We start from the raw sequence: 19,506 nt of genomic DNA, 5'->3' as shown, positions 1-19,506 counted from the left end.
GGTGCTCCTTCATCGGGGGGACAGGATGCCGTTGTTGGCGGAGAGCCCGCCGTCGACGGGCAGGGTGATTCCGGTGATGTACGACGCGGCGGGCGAGGTCAGGAACCAGATCGCCTCGGCCTGCTCGCGCGCCTCCGACCAGCGGTGCTGCGGGATGCGCTCCAAGATGGCCGGGCCGAGCACGGGGTGGGCGGCGGCGCCGGCGTTGAGCCCGACCGACACACCCCCGGGGGCGATGGCGTTGACCCTGACGTTGTCGGCCGCGTAGTCGAGGGCGAGCCCGCGCACCAGGTTGATCACGGCGGCCTTGGTCGCGTTGTACGCCCACGTCCCCGGGTCGCCGCCCAGCCCCGAGATCGACGAGGTGACCACGATCGAACCGCCGCCGGAGGCCCGCAGCGCGGGCAGCGCGGCCTTCACGCCGAGCGCCACCCCCCGCACGTTGACCGCCCAGATGTGGTCGAACCGGTCGATCGCGCCGGGCGACTCCAGCGGCCCGGCGCCGCCGACGCCCGCGTTCAGCACGACCGCGTCGAGCCGCCCGAACCGGCTCAGGGCCAGTTCGGCGAACGCCTCGTTGGTCTCCTCGGTGGAGACGTCCCCGACGACGACGGCGATGTCGTCGGTCTCCGTGAGATCGGGCTTGTGGACGTCGACGGCGACGACTTTCACGCCCCGCTCGGCGAACAGCCCGACGATGGCCCGGCCGATCCCTCCGGCGGCGCCGGTGACGGCCACGACCTCTACGCTCATGCGGTCCTCTTCTCGATGGATTGGATCCAGTCCCGGACGGCCGCGACCGTGGTGTCGGAGTGCTCCTCCAGCACGGTGAAGTGGTCGCCCGGAACGTCGGCGGTCTCGTGGGGCAGCGGCCAGGAGGGCCGCCAGTCGAGCCGCCCCGTCGGGTCGACGACGGTCCCGCGCAGCGGTTCCGCGGCGCGGAGCATGAGGGTGGGTGCCGAGATCGGCTTGGGCTCCCAGTCGGCCAGCACGACGCCGTAGCCGCCCATGGTGGTGAGGCTGGCGTCGCTCCACACCATGCGGTAGCGCTCGATGCGTTCGAGCATCCCGGTGAGCATCGCCTTCAGCCACCAGTCGCGGTAGGCCTCCTGGGCCGGGCTGTCGATCGGGTACGAGTCGATCAGCACCAGCCCGGAGGCGGGCAGCCCCCGGTTCTCCAGCTCCTCGGCGACCGAATGGGCCACGGCCCCGCCCATCGACCGGCCGACGATGACATAGGGCCGGTTCCCGACGATGCCGGCCACGGTGTCGGCGTGCATCCGGATGTAGGTCTCCTCGGTGTCCGGGAGGAGGTGGTCCGGGTCGTAGCCGGGTGAGGGGAGGACGTGGACGTCCCGCAGCCCCTTGAGCCCCTGGCCGAAGCGGGCGTATTCGTGCGGTCCCGAGATGGCGCTGACGGCGGGGAAGCAGATGACGACGACCGGGGCTGGCCCTTCGGCGAGCCGGATCGGCGGCAGGACGTGGTCATTTTTATGGGCGGCGTCGAAGCTTCCGCGCAGTCTCGACGCGACGCCGATCAGCTGGGCCGCGGCGGCGTACTGGCCCTTGGCGTAGAGGGCGCGGTAGAGCTCCGACAGCGGGCCCTGGCGGGTGGCAGGCTCCTGCTCTTCCGGCTGGACGTCCTGAATCTTGGTCAGCAGGAACGCGGTGAGGGCCTCGGCGGTGCCGTGGTCGAAGGTGACCGTGGCGGGCAGCCTGAGCCCGGCGAGGGCGTCGAGCCTGTTGCGCAGTTCGACGGCGGTCAGGGAGTCGAGCCCGAGGTCGTTGAACGGCCGGTCGGGGGCGATGGAGTCCCTCGCCGCGCCGAGCACCCCCGCCACCTCGGCGGTGACCGCCTCCAGCACGGCCTCGTGCCGCTTCTCCTCCGGGAGCCGGGCCAGGCGGTGGGCGAGCACCGGGCCGGTCGCCGCGCGGGGCCCGGCGCTGCGCCTGACCTGGCGGATCAGCCCTCTGAGGAGGGCGATCGGCTGCTCGTCGCGGGGGCGGAGGTCGAACCGGGCCGGGACCAGGAGGGGTTCGTCCCGGGCGATCGCCGCGTCGAAGAGCCGCAGCCCTTCTTCGGTGGTGAGCGCACCGAGCCCGGCACGGGCCGCCCTGGCCCGGTCGGCATCGGTGAGGTGGGCGGTCGCCCCGGTCGGACGCTCCCACAGCCCCCACGCCAGGGAGTGCCCCGGCAGTCCGAGGGCGCGGCGGTGCGCGACGAGCGCGTCGAGAAACCCGTTGGCGGCGGCGTAGGAGGCCTGCCCCGGACCGCCGAGTAGCCCTGCCGCGGACGAGTAGAGCACGAAGGCGGCCAGGTCGTGGCCACGGGTGAGTTCGTGCAGCACCCAGGCGCCGTCGGCCTTGGCTTCGAGCACGCGGTCGACCCGCTCCTCGGTGAGCGACTCGACGAGGCCGTCGTCGACCACGGCCGCCGTGTGCACGACCGCCGTCAGTCGTCGAGGGATCGCGTCCAGCACCGCCGCGACCGCTTCGCGATCGGCCACATCGGCGGCGACGACGGTGACGTGGGCCCCGAGGCCGGTCAGTTCGTCTTCCAGGCCGGGTTCGAGCCGCCCGCTGCGGCCGAGGAGCACCAGGTTCCGGGTGAGGCCGGTCCGCACGAGATGCCGGGCCAGCTCCCCCGCCAGCGCACCCGTACCGCCGGTGATCAGCACCGCGCCCTCGGGGTCCCACTCCCGCTGCTCGGCGCCGTCGGATGCGGCGGCCCGGGTCAGTCGTGGGACGAAGTACTTCCCGTTTCTGATGGCCAGCTGGGGCTCACCCGAGTCGGGGACGGCGGCGACCGCGTCGTCGGCGTCCACGAGGAAGATCCGGCCGGGGTGTTCGGCCTGGACGGATCTGACCAGCCCCCAGATCGGCGCGACGACCGGGTTGGGGCTCTCCTTCGGGTTGACGGCGACGGCGTACCGGGTGACCACGACCAGGGGCCGGTCGCTCTCCTCCGCGAGCCACTTCCGGATCTCGGTGAGGACCCGGTGCACGTGACCGTGGAGGGCGGCCTCGGGGGTCAGGTCGCGGAACTCCGCGCCGGTGACCCGGAGGACGTCGGCCTCCTGGCCCGAGGGGGCCGGCGTCACCTCGGGCCAGGTGACCGTGAACAGGGAGTCGTGGTCGGCGGGGCGCAGCCGGTCGGCCGAGACCAGTCGGGCCAGGAGCGAGGTGACCGAGACGACGGGGGCGCCGGTCTCGTCGGCGGCGTACAGGGAGAGTTCGTCGGCGCTGTGCAGGACCAGCCTGACCCGCAGCGCGGCGGCGCCCGCGGCGTGCAGCCGGACCCCGGCGTAGGCGAACGGCAGGCGGTTCTGTCCGGGCGGGCTGTCGGTCAGCCCGTGGTGCGCGGCGATGTGCAGGGCGGCGTCGAGCAGCGCCGGGTGCACGCCGAACCAGGCGGCGTCGCCCTGCTCTTCCTCTCCGAGCTCGACCTCGGCGAGCAGGTCGTCGCCGTCCCGCCAGGCGGCGCGGAGCCCCTGAAAGGGCGGCCCGTAGGTGAGGCCCGCGTCGGCGAGCTCCCCATAGACGTGGCCGATCTCCAGCGGGACGGCGCCCGGCGGCGGCCAGGTCCCGATGTTCTCCGGGTTCTCGGGGGCCTCCGCCGCCGCGCCGAGGGTGCCGGTCGCGTTCCTGGTCCAGCCGTCGCCGGTGCTGGAGTGGATGGTGACGGGCCGCCGGCCCTCGTCGTCGAGGGCACCCGCCGAGACCTGGACGTCGACCGCGCCCCCTTCCGGCAGCACGAGCGGGGCCTCGACGACCAGCTCGTCGAGGCTGCCGAGACCGACCTCGTCGCCGGCCCTGACGGCCAGCTCGACCAGGGCGGTGCCGGGCACGATGACGGTGCCCATGACGGTGTGCCCGGCCAGCCAGGGGTGAGTGCGCAGCGACAGCCGCCCCGACAGCAGCACCCCACCGGCATCGGCCAGCACGGCGGTGGCGCCGAGCAGCGGATGCCCGGCGGGGTCGCCGGAGTTCAGCGTGGCGGGGGCCAGCCAGTAGCGGTCGTGCCGGAAGGCGTAGGTCGGCAGCTCGACCCTGCCCACCTCCGGGAGGACGGCATCCCACCCGACGGGACGACCATGGATATGGGCTTGGCCGAGCGCGAGCAGAGCGGTTTCTTCCTCTGGACGATTCCGGCGCAGCAGCGGGAAGGCCGTGCGCCCCTGGGGAACGAACGCCGACAGCACCCCGTCGGGGCCCAGTTCCAGAAATGTCGTGACACCGGCGGCGTCCAGAGTGCCTATGGCATCCGCGAACCTGACGGGCTCCCGCACTTGGCGGACCCAGTAATCGGGTGTGGTGACGTCACTGACCTGGCCAGTGAGCGTGGAGACCAGCGGGATGCCCGGCTCGTGGAAGGTCACCGACTCCAGCACCCGCCGGTATTCGGCGAGCATCGGCTCAATCCGCGCCGAGTGGAAGGCGTGGCTGACGGTGAGCCGCCGCGTGCGCCGGCCCTTCCCGGCGAACTCGGCGACGACGGCCTCGACCGCGTCCTCTTCCCCGGTGACCACGATCGACGAGGGGCCGTTGATCGCCGCGATCTCGACGCTCGACGGAATCTCGTCTTCGGCGGCCTCAATGGCGGCCATCGCCCCACCGGAGGGAAGGGCCTGCATCAACCGCCCCCGCGCCTCCACCACCTTGAACGCGTCTTCCAGCGACCACACCCCGGCCACATGCGCTGCGGCCAACTCCCCGATCGAATGCCCGGCGACATAGTCGGGCCGCACACCCCACGACTCCAGCAACCGGAACAGCGCCACCTGCAACGCGAACAGCCCCGACTGCGTGAAGAACGTCTGACCCAGCCGCCCGTCGGACGCCGCGCCACCATCCGGCTCGGCTGCCTGCCCGTGAGAAGGAGTCGCGCGTCCGAAAACCACCTCCTTCACCAGGTCCGACGACGCCGCATCGAAGGCCTCGGCGAAGACCGGGAAGCGCTCATACAGTTCCCGGCCCATGCCCACTCGCTGGCTGCCTTGGCCGGTGAACAGGTAGGCGAGTCCTCCGCCCGACCGGCCGGTGACCACCGAGGCCGACGACTCCCCCGCCGCCAGCGCCCGCAGCCCCGCCACCAGGTCAGCCTGGGTGGAACCCACGACCACGGCCCGTTCGTCGAGCAGCGCCCGGGTCCGGACCAGCGACGACGCCACCACCGCCAGGTCATGCTCGGCCGTCACGAAATCGGCCAGCCGCGCCGCCTGTGCGCGGAGCGCCTCAGGCGTGCGGGCGGAAATCGCCCAGGGCAGCAGACCGGTCACCCCGAGGTTGGCGCCCCCCGAGGACCGGTCAGGCTCTGCCTGCTCGCCCGGCGCTGTGGGCCTTACCGGTTCCGGGGTGGCCGGGGCCTGTTCGATGATCACGTGGGCGTTGGTGCCGCTCACGCCGAACGCCGAGACGCCCGCCCTTCGCAGCCCTTCCGACGCGGGCCACTCCCGGGCCTTGGTGAGGAGTTCGACCTCGCCCGACGACCAGTTCACGTACGGAGAAGGCTCGTCGATGTGCAGCGTGCGGGGCAGCAGCCCGTGCCGGATCGCCTGCACGACCTTGATGACCCCACCGACCCCGGCGGCGGCCTGGGAGTGCCCGATGTTCGACTTCAGCGACCCCAGCCACAGCGGGCGGCCAGGAGCACGACCTTGGCCATACGTGGCGAGGATGGCGGTCGCCTCGATCGGGTCGCCGAGGCTGGTCCCGGTGCCGTGGGCCTCCATGAGGTCGACGTCGGCGGAAGACAGGCGGGCCGAGGCCAGGGCCGACTGGATGACGCGCTGCTGTGCGGGACCGCTGGGGGCGGTGAGGCCGTTGGAGGTGCCGTCCTGGTTGATCGCCGAGCCGCGGACCACCGCGAGGATCGGGTGGCCGAGCCGCTGGGCGTCCGAGAGGCGTTCGACGAGGAGGAAGCCGACACCCTCCGCCCACCCGGTGCCGTCGGCGGAGGCCGCGAACGCCTTGCACCGGCCGTCGGCCGACAACCCGCGCTGGCGGGAGAACTCGACGAAGCCCTGCGGGGTCGCCATCACCGACACCCCGCCCGCCAAGGCCAGGTCCGACTCCCCCGACCGCAGGGACAGCGCGGCCAGGTGCAGCGCGACCAGCGACGACGAGCACGCCGTGTCCACCGTCACCGCCGGGCCCTCGAAGCCGAAGGCGTAGGCGATGCGGCCCGAGGCGACGCTGCGGAGGGTGCCGATGCCGATCTGGCCCTCCAGCTCGACCGGGTGACCCGCGCCGACGCCGTAGTCTCCGCCGGCCAGGCCCGCGAACACGGCGGTCCGGCTGCCGCGCAGCGCCGAAGGGTCGATTCCGGCGTGCTCGAACGCCTCCCAGGCCGTCTCCAGCAGGAGCCGGTGCTGCGGGTCGGTCGCGAGCGCCTCTCGTGGGGAGATGCCGAAGAAACCGGCGTCGAATCCGGCGGCGTCGATGAAGCCGCCGTGCCGGGTGAAGGAGGTGCCCTGGTGGTCGGGGTCGGGGTCGTACAGGCCGTCGAGGTCCCAGCCCCGGTCGGCGGGGAACTCGCTCACGGCGTCGCGCCCGGCGGCGACCAGGTTCCACAGGTCGTCGGGTGAGGTGACCCCACCCGGGAAGCGGCACGCCATGCCCACGATCGCGATCGGTTCCCGCCGCGCCGACTCCACCTCGTGGAGCCGGGACCGCAGGGTCTGGACGTCGGCGATGGCGCGCTTCAGATAGTCGCGAAGCTGTGCGTCGTCAGCCATGGGAGGTCGCTCCTAAAGCGGGTCGTGGTCGAGGAGCCGGAAGAGCTCCTCGTCGGTGGCGGAGTCGAGGTCGACCGCCGTGCCGGGACCGGTGTCCCATCGGTCGAGCAGCCGCCGCATCCGGGCGATCAGGTCGGGTTCCGGCCCGGCGGCGAGCGCGGTCTCCAGGTAGTCGAGGGCGGGCCCGGCGTTCGGGAAGGTGACGGCCGTGCCGGACAGTTCGTCCTTGAGGTAGGCGGCGATGGCCGCCGGGGTCGGATGGTCGAAGACGAGCGTGGGCGGCAGGTGCAGCCCGGTCGCCGTGTTGAGCCGGTTGCGCAGGTCGACCGCCGTAAGCGAGTCGAGCCCGACGTCCCGGTAGGGCCGCCCGAGTTCGACCGCGGCGGCGTCGTCGTGCCCGAGCACGATCGCCGACTCGGCTCTGACCAGCGCGAGCACCGCGGCGTCGAGGTCGGCGCCGGTCAGGTCGGCGAGCGAGCGCGTGACCGGTTCGGGGGTGGTGGTCTCTTCCGTACGCGGCCCTGACGGCATCTGGTCGAGCCAGAACCGCCGCCGGTGGAACGCGTAGGTGGGCAGCGCGACCTTCCTGGCGCCGGGGAAGACCGGCAGCCAGTCGACGGACACGCCCCTGACGTGCAGCTCGGCCAGCGAGGTGAGGAACCGCTCGGGCCCGCCCTGGTCCCGGCGGAGCGTCCCGGCCACCACGGGCCCCGGAGCCGTCTCCTGGATCGGCCCGGTCAGCACGGGATGCGGGCTGACCTCGACGAACACCCCGTATCCCTGGCCTTCGAGCGCCTGGACGGCGTCGTGGAACCGCACCCGCTCGCGCAGGTTGGTGTACCAGTAGCCGGCGTCGAGCGGAGTGTCGCCGAGCCAGTCGCCGGTGACCGTCGAGAAGAACGGCACCCTGCCCTCTCCCGGTACGACCGGAGCCAGGTCGGCCCGGATCTCCGCCTCGACCCGCTCGACATGGGCCGAGTGCGAGGCGTAGTCGACGGGGATCAGCCGGGCCCGCACGTCCCGCTGCTTGAACGCCTCCACCAGCGCCTCGACGGCGTCCGGATCACCGGCGACCACCACCTGGGCGGGCCCGTTGACCGCCGCGATCGAGACCCCGTCGGGCAGTTCGATCTCGCCGGGCGGCAGGGCGATGGAGGCCATCGCGCCACTGCCCGCGAGAGCGAGGATCGCCCTGCTGCGCAACGCCACCACGCGGGCGGCGTCGTCGAGGCTGAGCAGCCCCGCCACGGCCGCCGCCGCGATCTCCCCCTGGCTGTGCCCGACGACGGCGTCCGGCCGCACACCGTGCGACTCCCACAGCGCCGCCAGCGACACCATGACCGCCCAGAGCAGCGGCTGGACGACGTCGACCCTGTCCAGTCCCGTCCCGGCCCGCAGGTGCTCCTCTGGTTTCCAGTCGACATATGGAGAGAGCGCCCGCCCGCACTCGGCGAGCCTGGCCGCGAACACGGGCGACTCGTCGAGCAGCCCGGCCGCCATCCCGGCCCACTGCGACCCCTGCCCGGGGAAGACGAACACGACCTTCCCCTCGGCATCGGCGGTCCCCTTCACCACCCGCTTCGACGAAGTGCCGTCAGCCAGCGCCCCGACCCCGTCGGCGAATCCGGCGTGGTCGGAAGCGACGATCACGGCCCGATGCTCGAAGGAGGACCGAGTGGTGACCAGCGAGAATCCGACGTCGGCGAGGTGGACATGGGGATTGGCGGCAAGGCCGGCGAAGCGGGCGGCCTGACCCGCGAGGGCGTCGGGAGTCCGCGCGGAGATCGGCCAGACGAGTGGTGTCACGGGCGGCGCCCCCTCGTGGAGGCCTGGCGTCTCTCGGGTGGGGGGTTCCTCGATGACCACGTGGGCGTTGGTGCCGCTCACGCCGAACGAGGAGACGGCGGCGCGGCGGGGGCGGTCGGGGGTCCATGCGCGGGGTTCGGTGAGCAGGCGGACCGTGCCGTCCGACCAGTCGACGTGGGGGGTGGGCTCGTCGACGTGGAGGGTCTTCGGGAGGACGCCGTGGCGCATGGCCTGGATCATTTTGATCACGCCGGCCGCGCCCGCCGCCGCCTGGGTGTGGCCGATGTTCGACTTCAGGCTGCCGAGCCACAGAGGGTCGCCCGGTCGGTCCTGGCCGTAGACGGCGATCAACGCCTGGGCCTCGATGGGGTCCCCGAGGGTGGTGCCGGTGCCGTGGCCTTCGACGACGTCGACGTCCTGCGGGGTCAGGCCCGCGTTGGTCAGCGCCTGCCGGATGACCCGCTGTTGCGACGGGCCGTTGGGGGCGGTGAGGCCGTTGGAGGCGCCGTCCTGGTTGACCGCCGTGCCGCGGACCACGGCCAGGACCTCGTGGCCCAGGCGGCGGGCGTCGGAGAGGCGTTCGACCAGGAGCAGGGTCGCGCCCTCCGCCCAGCCGGTGCCGTCGGCGGCGGCAGCGTAGGCCTTGCAGCGGCCGTCGACCGCGAGGCCGCGCTGGCGGGAGAACTCGACGAACACCGAGGGTGTGGCCATGACCGCGACGCCGCCCGCCAGGGCCAGGTCGGACTCTCCCGTCCGGAGCGACTGGGCGGCCAAGTGCAGCGCGACCAGCGACGACGAGCAGGCGGTGTCGACCGTGACGGCCGGGCCCTCGAAGCCGAAGGCGTAGGAGATGCGGCCGGACGCCACGCTGCCCGCGTTGCCGTTGGCGAGGTATCCCTCCAGCGGCACCGGCGCCTCGCCGAGCTTGGGCGCGTAGTCGTGGTACATGACCCCGGCGAACACGCCGGTGCGGCTGCCGCGCAGCGCCGAAGGGTCGATTCCGGCGTGCTCGAACGCCTCCCACGCCGTTTCCAGGAGGAGGCGCTGCTGCGGGTCGGTGGCCAGGGCCTCGCGCGGGGAGATGCCGAAGAAGCCCGCGTCGAACTCGGCGGCCTCGTGCAGGAAACCGCCCGATCTCGTGTACGACTTCCCTGGGACGTCCGGGTCGGGGTCGTAGAGCCCGTCGAGGTCCCAGCCTCGGTTGTCCGGGAAACCCGAGACGGCGTCGCCGCCCGACTCGACGAGTCTCCACAGGTCGTCGGGGTTGGCGACGCCTCCGGGGAGTCGGCAGGCCATGCCGACGATGGCGATGGGGTCGTCGTCAACACGTACGGAGACCGGCTTCTCCACCGGGCGCGACGGCGCCGGTTGGAACAGGCCGTTCAGATGAGCGGCGACGGCGGCGGCGGTCGGGTGGTCGAAGGTCAGGGTGGCCGGGAGGGACAGGCCCGTGGCGGCGCCGAGGCGGTTGCGGAGCTCGACCGACATCAGCGAGTCGAGCCCGAGGTCGCCGAAGGCGCGCCCGGCGGCGACGGTGCCGGTGCCGAGGACTGCGGCGGCCTCCGCCCTGACCAGGGCGAGGAGCGCGTCCGCGCGCGCCTCCGTGGTGAGACCGGCCAGTCCGCCCACCCTGGGGGCGTCCGCGCGGCGGACCGGCCGGGGCTTGAGGTCGAGCACGCCCGGGACCAGCACCGGGAAGCCGGAGCCGAGCGCGGCGTCGAACAGTTCCAGGGCGTCGTCGGTGGCGAGGGGGCGGACCCCGTTCCTGGCGGCCCGCGCGAGGTCGGCCTCCCGCAGGTGGGCGGTGATGCCGGTCTGCTCGGCCCAGAGCCCCCAGGCCAGCGACACCGCGGGCAGTCCGAGGGAGTGGCGGTGGACGGCCAGCCCGTCGAGGTAGGCGTTGGCCGCCGCGTAGCTCGCCTGGCCCGCGCTGCCCAGAACCCCCGCGACCGACGAGTAGAGGACGAACCAGGCCAGGTCGCGGTCTCGGGTGAGTTCGTGCAGGTGGCGGGCGGCGTCGGCCTTGGGGCGCAGCACCCCGGACACCCGCTCGGGGGTGAGGGCGGCGAGCACGCCGTCGTCCACGACCCCGGCCGTGTGGATCACGCCGGTCAGCGCCGGGAGGCCGGTGATGACCTCGGCGAGGAACGCGCGGTCGGCGACGTCGCCCGCGACGATGTCGACCTGGGCACCGAGCGCGGTCAGCTCCTCTTTCAGCTCCGGCGCCCCGGGCGCTTGTTCACCGCGACGGCTGGTGAGCACCAGATGACGGACGCCGTGTCTGGTCACCAGGTGGCGCGCCAAGATCTTGCCGAGGCCGCCGGTACCGCCGGTGATCAGCACGGTTCCGCCGGGAGGTGCGGGCCTGTCCTGGGGGGCGATCCTCTTCAGGCGCGGTACGTAGATCTTGCCGTCCCGGACCGCGAACACCGGCTCACCGGCGGGGGCGCTGACGGCGTCACCGTCGGCGAGGACGAAGCGGTCGGGCTGTTCGGCCTGCGCCGACTTGACCAGCCCCCACACCGCCGCCTGCCGGGGGTCGACCGTGTCCTCCGGGCGCACGGCGACCGCGTTCGCGACCCGGACCAGCACGGGGCCCTGGGCGTCGCGCAGGTCGGCGAGGACCTGGTTGACCAGGTCATGCCAGTCGTCACCCGCTTCGGGGACGTCGATCACCCTACTCGGGGCTTCCGGCGCGGCGTCGCTCTCGACCCATTCGACGTGGTGAAGGGCCGCCGTTCGGAGGGCGGCGGGGTCGATCGGGCGGGAGTCGAGCGCCTCGACGGAGAGGATCGGTGTGCCGGATTCGTCGGTCAGGGCGACCGACCAGCGGTCGGGGCCGACCGGGATCAGGGTGACCCTCGCTGTTGTCGCACCTGAGGCGTGGTGGCGGACGCCCCGCCAGGCGAAGGGCAGCAGCAGCCTCGCCGGGTCGGCGGCCAGGTGCAGGGCCGCGTCGAGCAGGGCGGGATGCACGGTGTACGTGTCGGCACCCTCACCTTCCTGGAGCGCCACCTCGGCGTAGAGGGTCTCGCCGTCGCGCCAGGCGGTGGTGACGCCCTGGAAGGCGGGGCCGTAGCCGAGACCGACCTCGGCGAGCAGCTCGTAGAGCCCGGCGGTGTCGAGCGGTTCGGCCTGCGGCGGCCACGTGGCCGGGGGGTCGGCCGGGGGCAGGTCGGTGGTGGCGGTCCGGCCGGTCGCGTTCCTGGTCCATTCGCCGTCGGCGATCCGGGAGTGGACGGTGAGGTCGTCGCCGTCCACGGAGACCTGGATCTCGGCGGTCACGTCGCCGGTGATGACCACGGGGGCCTCGATGACCAGCTCGTCGAGATCGTCGGCGGCTCGCAGTGCGAGGTCCAGCAGGGCGGTGCCGGGGACCACGACCGCCCCCGCTATGACGTGGTCGGAGAGCCAGGGGTGGGTGCGGGTGGCGAGTCTCGTCGTGTGGACGCGTCTGCCGTCGGCGAGGTGCAGGGGGCCGGTGACCGGTTCGTCGGGGAGGTCCAGCCAGTAGCGTTCGCGCTGGAAGGGGTAGGTGGGCAGCGCGGTCCGGCGCCCGCCGGGGATGACCTCCCGCCAGTCGACCTGGACGCCGTGGATGTGGGCCTGGCCGAGGGCGAGCAGCGCGGTGACGTCCTCCGGACGGTCCTTGCGCAGCAGCGGGGCTGCAGTGTGGCCGGCGGGGACCAGCGCCGAGAGCACCGCGTCGGGGCCGAGTTCCAGAAATGTCGTGACTCCGGCGGCGTCCAGAGTGCCGATGGCATCCGCGAACCTGACGGGCTCCCGCACCTGGCGGACCCAGTAGTCGGGCGTGGTGACATCGCTGACCTGGCCGGTGAGCGTGGAGACCAGCGGGATGCGCGGCTCGTGGAAAGTCACCGACTCCAGCACCCGGCGGTATTCGGCGAGCATCGGCTCCATCCGCGCGGAGTGGAACGCGTGCGAGACCGTCAACCTGCGCGTGCGCCGCCCCTTCTCGGCGAACTCCCTGAGAACGGCGTCGACCGCATCCTCGTCACCGGTGATGACCAGCGACGTCGGCCCGTTGATGGCGGCGATCTCGACCCCGGACGGGATCTCGCCCTCGGTGGCCTCCAGCGCGGCCATCGCCCCACCGGTGGGAAGGGCCTGCATCAACCGGCCACGGGCCTCGACCACCTTGGCCGCGTCCTCCAGCGACCACACCCCGGCCACATGCGCGGCGGCGAGCTCCCCAATCGAGTGCCCCGCCACGTGGTCAGGCCGGACACCCCATGACTCCAGCAGCCTGAACAGCGCCACCTGCAACGCGAACAGCCCCGACTGCGTGAAAAACGTCTGATCCAACCGCCCGTCGGACGCCGCACCACCATCCGGCTCGGCTGCCTGCCCAAGAGAAGGAGCCGCGCGTCCGAAAACCACCTCCCTCACCAGGTCCGACGACGCCGCGTCGAAAGCCTCGGCGAACACCGGGAACCGCTCGTACAGCTCCCGGCCCATCCCCGCCCGCTGGCTCCCCTGGCCGGTGAACAAATACGCCAGCTCGCCACCCGCTACACCCCTGACCACGTGCGGCGAGGGTTCATCGGCCGCCAATGCGAGCAGGCCCGCCTCCGGGTCGCCGACGATCACGGCACGCTCGTCGAGCAGGGCCCGGCCGGTGGCCAGGGAATACCCGATGTCGGAGAGGTCCGCTCTGTCCAGGTATCCGGCGAGCTGCCTCGCTTGAGCTCGGAGGGCGGCCGGGGTGCGAGCCGAAACCACCAACGGCACCGGCGCAACGACGGCATACGGTCCTGTGGCAGGGGCAGCCGGTGACCCCGTGATGGCGGCGGCCGACCGGCCTGTCGCTTCGGAGGCTGAAGGGCCGGTGTCTGTGGAGGTCGCCGACTCGGTAGGCGTGGGGGCTGCTTCGACGATCACGTGGGCGTTGGTGCCGCTGACGCCGAAGGCCGATACTCCCGCTCGCCGGACCTCCGTCTCCGGCCACGGCCTCGTTTCGGTCAGCAGTTCTACCGAGCCCGTGGACCAGTCGACGTAAGGGGATGGTTCGTCCACGTGCAGGGTTTTCGGGAGGACGCCGTGGCGGATCGCTTCGATGACCTTGATGACACCGGCCACGCCCGCGGCCGCCTGGGTGTGGCCGATGTTCGACTTGACCGAGCCGAGCCACAACGGCCGGGAACGGTTCTGGCCGTAGGTGCCGAGCAGGGCGTGGGCCTCGATCGGGTCGCCCAGGGTCGTGCCGGTGCCGTGGGCTTCCAGGAGGTCGACGTCGGCGCCCGACAGACCGGCCGACTCCAGGGCGCTCTCGATGACTGCCCGTTGCGCGGGGCCGTTCGGGGCGGTGAGGCCGTTGGAGGCGCCGTCCTGGTTGACGGCGGTGCCGGTGATCACGGCCAGGACCTCGTGGCCGAGCCTCTGGGCGTCCGAGAGGCGTTCGACCAGGAGGAATCCGGCGCCCTCGGCCCAGCCGGTGCCGTCGGCGCCCCGGGCGAAGGCCTTGACCCGCCCGTCGGGGGCCAGGCCGCGCTGGCGGGAGAACTCGACGAACCCGACCGGTGAGGTCATCACCGTCACGCCGCCCGCCAGGGCCAGGTCCGACTCGCCGGAGCGCAGCGAACGGACCGCCAGGTGCAGCGCCACCAGCGACGACGAGCACGCCGTGTCCACGGTCACCGCCGGGCCCTCGAAGCCGAACGTGTAGGCGACGCGCCCGGACGCCACGCTCATCGCGGTGCCGATGCTCAGGTAACCGTCGACCGCCGCGGGGACACCGGGGAGACGGGCCGCGTAGTCCTGGCCGTTCATGCCGGCGAAGACGCCCGTACGGCTCCCGCGCAGGGTGGTCACGTCGACGCCGGCCCGCTCCAGCGCCTCCCAGGCCGTCTCCAGGAGCAGGCGGTGCTGCGGGTCGGTGGCCAGGGCCTCGCGAGGGGAGATGCCGAAGAACTCGGCGTCGAAACCGGCCACGTCGTCGAGGAAGCCGCCGTGGCGGGTGTAGGTGGTGCCGGGGCGGTCGGGGTCGGGGTCGTACAGGGAACCGAGGTCCCAGCCGCGGTCGGTGGGGAACTCGCCGACGGCGTCGCGCTCGGCGGAGACCAGCTCCCACAGGTCCTCCGGGGAGCTCACACCGCCGGGGAGGCGGCAGGCCATGCCGATCACGGCGATCGGTTCGGTCTGTTCGTCGCGGACCCGCTTGAGCTGCCGCCGGGTCTCGTGCAACTCGGCCGAGACCCGCTTGAGCAGATGCCGGATCTGGTCGTCACTCATGGTCGAGGTGCCTCTCAGGAGATGCCGAGGGTGCGGGTGATGAAGTCGACGAGTTCGTCGTCATCGGCCGATGCGAGGTCGGGGCGGTCGTCCCAGGTGGTGGCCAGGTTCCGGAGCCGCGCTGCGGCGGTCTCCCGGTCGCGGCCGGTGACCTCGGCGGTGGCCAGGACGTGTTCCAGCGCCTCGATGCGCTCGAGCACGGTCGCGATCGTCGGGGCCTTCTCCTCCGGTTTGAGTTCGGCGAGGAGGTAGGCGGCGACCGCGTCGGGGGTCGGGTGGTCGTACACGATCGACGGCGGCAGCGTCAGGCCGGTCGCGGCCGACAGGCGGTTGCGCAGTTCGACCGAGGTCAGCGAGTCGAAGCCCTGGTCGCGGAAGCGCGCCCGGGGGTCGACGTCGTCGGCCGACGGGCGGGCCTGCACGGCGGCGGCCTGGGTGCGGACCAGCCGCAGCAGGGTCTTCGCGTTCACCTCGTCGAGGCCCGCCGAGGGCTCCGCCGCCGGTTCCAGGAACTCGGAGACGAGGGTGCGCGGGCGGTTCTGGAAGAGGGCGCTCCAGTCGACGTCGGCCACGACGACGTTGGTCTCGTTGCGGTCGAGGGCCAGGCCGAGGGCGGTGATGGCGGATTCGGGGGCCATGCCCCGCAGGCCGTACCGGGACAGGGTTTTCGCGGTGGCCGAGTCGACGAGGCCCTTGCCCGACCACCGGCCCCAGGCGACGGCGGTGGCCGGCTTCCCCTCGGCGCGGCGGCGGGCGGCCAGCGCGTCGAGGTAGGCGTTGCCGGGCGCGTAGTTGCCCTGACCGGGCAGCCCGCAGACGCCGGAGACCGACGAGAACAGCACGAAAGCGGTCAGATCGAGGTCCCGGGTGAGGTCGTGCAGGTGCCGGGCGCCGCCCGCCTTCACCCGCAGCACCCGCTCGGCCCGCTCGGGGGTGAGCGTGTCGATCAGCCCGTCGTCGAGGTCGGCGGCGGCGTGGAAGACGGCGGTCAGCGGCCGGTCGGCCGGGATCCCGGCCAGCACCCGTTCGAGCGCGGCCCGGTCACCGACGTCGGCGGCGGCGAAGGTGACCCGTGCGCCGAGCTCGGCCAGCCGGTCGCGCAGGGCGCCCGCGCCCGGGGCGTTCTCTCCCCGCCTGCCCACGAGCAGGAGGTCGCGCACGCCGCGTCCGGCCAGCCAGGCCGCGACGTGCCCGCCGATCGCACCGGTACCACCGGTGACCAGCACGGTTCCTTCCGCGGTCCACGTCTTCCCGGCGGGCGGGGAGGTGCGGACCAGCCGCCGGGCATAGCGCCCCGAGCCCCGCAGGGCGACCTCGGGTTCCCTGCCGCCGAGCACGTCGGCGAGGTCGTCCCAGTGGCCGTCGCCGGGCAGGTCGGCGAGGCCGCCCCACCGTTCCGGCCGCTCGACGGCGGCGATCGCGCCCAGGCCCCACAGCAGCGCCTGCCCCGGATCGGGCGCGAGGTCCCCGGGTCCCGTCGCCACGGCGTTCCTGGTCACCCACCAGACGGGCGCGTCGGGCGCGGCCTGGAGCAGGGCCAGATTCGCCCTGTACGACCAGGGCACGACCTCATCCGACTCCGCGTCCGACCAGGCGAGGAGAGACAGGATCCCGTCGACCGGCCCGGCCTGCGCGAGCTCGGCGGCCAGTTTGTCCCGGTCGTCGGAGAAGACCTCCAGGCGGGTCGCCTGCGCTCCCCTGCTGTTCAGCGCCGCCTCGACGGCGGTGGTCTCGACCCCTTCCGGTACGACCACCAGCCACTTCCCGCTCAGCCGGGTCTGGCCGGGGTCGGGGAGGCGGCGCCAGACGATCTGGTGACGCCAGTCGTCGACCGCTCTGGCCTGGCCAACGGGCTTGGTGGCGTCGAGCCAGTAGCGTTCGCGCTGGAAGGCGTAGGTGGGCAGGTCGGTCTGGCGTGCGCCCGGGATGACTTCCGCCCAGTCGACCTTCTTGCCGTGGATGTGGGCCTGGCCGAGGGCGAGCAGGGTGGTGAGCTCTTCGGGGCGGTCCTTGCGCAACAGCGGGACGGCCTTGTGGTCGGCGGGGACGAGCGCCGAGAGCACCGCGTCGGGGCCGAGTTCCAGAAATGTCGTGACTCCGGCGCCCTCCAGAGTGCCGACGGCGTCGGCGAACCTGACGGGTTCCCGCACCTGACGGACCCAGTAGTCGGGTGTGCCGACATCGGTGATCCGGCCGGTCAGCGTGGAGACCAGCGGGATGCGCTGCTCGTGGAAGGTGACCGATTCGAGGACCTGCCGGTATTCGGCCAGCATCGGCTCCATCCGGGCGGAGTGGAACGCGTGGCTGACGGTGAGCCGGCGCGTGCGACGCCCTCGGGCGGAGAACTCTTCGACGACGGCGCCGACCGCCTCCTCTTCGCCGGTGACCACGATCGACGAGGGGCCGTTGATCGCAGCGATCTCGACGGTGCCGGGGATCTCGTCCTCGGTGCCCTCGATCGCGGCCATCGCGCCACCGGCGGGCAGCGCCTGCATCAACCGCCCACGCGCTTCGACCACCTTGAACGCGTCTTCCAGCGACCAGACCCCGGCCACATGCGCTGCGGCCAACTCCCCGATCGAATGCCCGGCCACGTAGTCGGGCCGCACACCCCACGACTCCAGCAACCGGAACAACGCCACCTGCAACGCGAACAACCCCGACTGCGTGAAAAACGTCTGATCCAGCCGCCCATCCGGCTCGGCGACTTGCCCGCGAGAAGCAGCGGCTCCGCCGGACGTGGCCTCGCCCTGGGGCTCGGCCGCTTGCCGGTGTGATGCACCAGATGACGTCTCCTCTTCGTGATGCGCATCGCGGGCGCTGGTCCGGCCGAACACCACCTCCTTCACCGGGCCGGAGATCGCCGCGTCGAAGGCTCGTGCGAACACCGGGAAGCGCTCGTACAGCTCCCGGCCCATGCCCGCTCGCTGGCTGCCCTGGCCGGTGAAGAGGTAGGCCAGACCTCGGCCCGCCCGGCCGGTCACGACCCACGGTGACGATTCACCGGCGGCCAGCGCGCGCAGGCCCGCTTCGACGTCGCCCACCACCACGGCCCGCTCGTCGAGCAAGGCCCGGGTGGTGGCCAGCGAGTACGCCACATCGGCCTCGGGCAACCTCGTGCCCCGGACTTCGGCAGAAGTCACACCTCGGACAGCCGCACCTACATGGCCGCCACCGGCAGCGGGAGCCGCGCCGATTCCGTCGGCCGCATCGAGCCAACTCGCCAGCTTGGCGGCCTGGCCGCGTAGGCCTGCCGCGTTACGGGCCGAAAGCACCCATGGCGCCGGGCCGGAAACGGGCGTTCTCTCTTCGGCCTCTTCTTCGGGGACCTGTTCGACGATGGCGTGGGCGTTGGTGCCGCTGACGCCGAAGGCCGAGACCGCGCCTCGGCGGACCTCGTTGTCCGGCCACGGGCGGGGCTCAGTCAGGAGTTCCACGGAGCCAGACGACCAGTCGACGTAGGACGACGGTTCGTCCACGTGCAGGGTCTTGGGGAGGATGCCTCGGCGGATCGACTCGACGACCTTGATCACGCCGAGGACGCCGGCGGCGGCCTGGGAGTGGCCCATGTTCGACTTCAGCGAGCCGAGGAAAAGCGGGTGGCCCGAGAGGCGGTGCTGGCCGTAAGTAGCCAGGAGGGCGTGGGCCTCGACGGGGTCGCCCAAGGTGGTGCCGGTGCCGTGGGCCTCCATCAGGCCGATGTCGTGGGGCTTCAGGCCCGCCGATTCGAGGGCGCGGCGGATGACGCGCTGCTGGGAGGTGCCGTTGGGGGCGGTGAGCTGGCTGCTGCGGCCGTCCTGGTTGACGGCGGTGCCGCGCAGCAGGGCCAGCACGCGGTGGCCGTGGCGGCGGGCGTCCGAGAGGCGTTCCAGGGCGATGAGGCCGGCGCCCTCGGCCCACGCGGTGCCGTCGGCGGCTCCGGCGAAGGCCTTGATCCGGCCGTCGGGGGCGAGGCCGCGCTGGCGGGCGAACTCGATGAACATGCCGGGGGCGGCCAGCACGGTGGCGCCGCCCGCCAGGGCCAGGGAGCACTCGCCCAGGCGCAGCGACTGGACCGCCAGGTGCAGGGCGACCAGCGACGACGAGCAGGCCGTGTCCACGGTCACCGCCGGGCCTTCGAAGCCGAAGGTGTACGCGATCCGGCCCGACGCCACGCTCGTGGTGGTGCCGGTCAGGACGTAACCGTCGGTGTCGCGGTCGGGGCGGTGGTGGAGGCTGGGGCCGTACTCCTGGGAGATGACCCCGGCGAAGACGCCGACGTCGGAGCCGCGCAGGGTGCCGGGGTCGATGCGGGCGTCTTCAAGAGCTTCCCAGGCGGTCTCCAGCAGGATGCGCTGCTGCGGGTCGGCCGCCAGTGCCTCGCGCGGGGAGACGCCGAAGAACTCCGCGTCGAAGTCGGCGGCGTCGTACAGGAAACCGCCCTCACGGACGTAGGTGGTGCCGCTGGTGGCGGGGTCGGGGTCGTACAGGCCGTCGAGATCCCAGCCCCGGTCGGCGGGGAACGGGCCGATGACGTCGCGCCCTTCGGCGACCAGGTCCCACAGCCCGGACGGTGAGTCGACCCCGCCGGGGAGGCGGCAGGCCATGCCGACGATCGCGATCGGCTCGCGGGCGGCCGACTCGACCTCCTCCAGCCGTTGCCGGGTCTGCCTGAGCTGGTGGGTCACCCGGGTCAGGTAGGTACGCAGCTTCTCTTCGTCTGCCATGGACT

4 protein-coding genes are annotated in these 19,506 nt (G+C 72.9%); all 4 read right to left on the bottom strand.

The features are described from left to right. Positions 1-9 precede the first annotated feature (9 nt). The 4 genes from ACYQ78_RS18555 to ACYQ78_RS18540 are packed head-to-tail and all read right to left on the bottom strand — an operon-like array spanning position 10 to position 19,501. Positions 10-753: an SDR family NAD(P)-dependent oxidoreductase gene (locus ACYQ78_RS18555; protein ID WP_459802097.1), complete on the bottom strand. Its 744-nt coding sequence runs from the start codon at positions 751-753 to the stop codon at positions 10-12. Next, entirely contained in the window at positions 750-6,737 is a 5,988-nt protein-coding gene (locus tag ACYQ78_RS18550) for an SDR family NAD(P)-dependent oxidoreductase (protein ID WP_459802096.1), read from the bottom strand. Before ACYQ78_RS18550 ends, ACYQ78_RS18555 begins: the two co-directional genes overlap by 4 nt. A gap of 12 nt (positions 6,738-6,749) precedes the next feature. Next, a complete protein-coding gene (locus ACYQ78_RS18545) occupies positions 6,750-14,795 on the bottom strand; it encodes an SDR family NAD(P)-dependent oxidoreductase (RefSeq protein WP_459802095.1) in 8,046 nt (2,681 codons plus the stop codon). A 14-nt stretch (positions 14,796-14,809) separates the two neighbouring features. Continuing rightward, complete coding sequence (locus ACYQ78_RS18540; protein ID WP_459802094.1) at positions 14,810-19,501, bottom strand: type I polyketide synthase; 4,692 nt, start codon at positions 19,499-19,501, stop codon at positions 14,810-14,812. Positions 19,502-19,506 lie beyond the last annotated feature (5 nt).

Source organism: Herbidospora sp. RD11066 (genome assembly GCF_054661255.1).
Note: the sequence above shows the minus strand (reverse complement) of the source record. Positions and strands in the feature narration are given on the sequence as shown.

What these genes read in the sequence shown, in the direction of transcription:
- ACYQ78_RS18555 (WP_459802097.1), bottom strand. Translation starts at nt 753, where the DNA reads ATGAGCGTAGAGGTCGTGGCCGTCACCGGCGCCGCCGGAGGGATCGGC.
- ACYQ78_RS18550 (WP_459802096.1), bottom strand. Translation starts at nt 6,737, where the DNA reads ATGGCTGACGACGCACAGCTTCGCGACTATCTGAAGCGCGCCATCGCC.
- ACYQ78_RS18545 (WP_459802095.1), bottom strand. Translation starts at nt 14,795, where the DNA reads ATGAGTGACGACCAGATCCGGCATCTGCTCAAGCGGGTCTCGGCCGAG.
- ACYQ78_RS18540 (WP_459802094.1), bottom strand. Translation starts at nt 19,501, where the DNA reads ATGGCAGACGAAGAGAAGCTGCGTACCTACCTGACCCGGGTGACCCAC.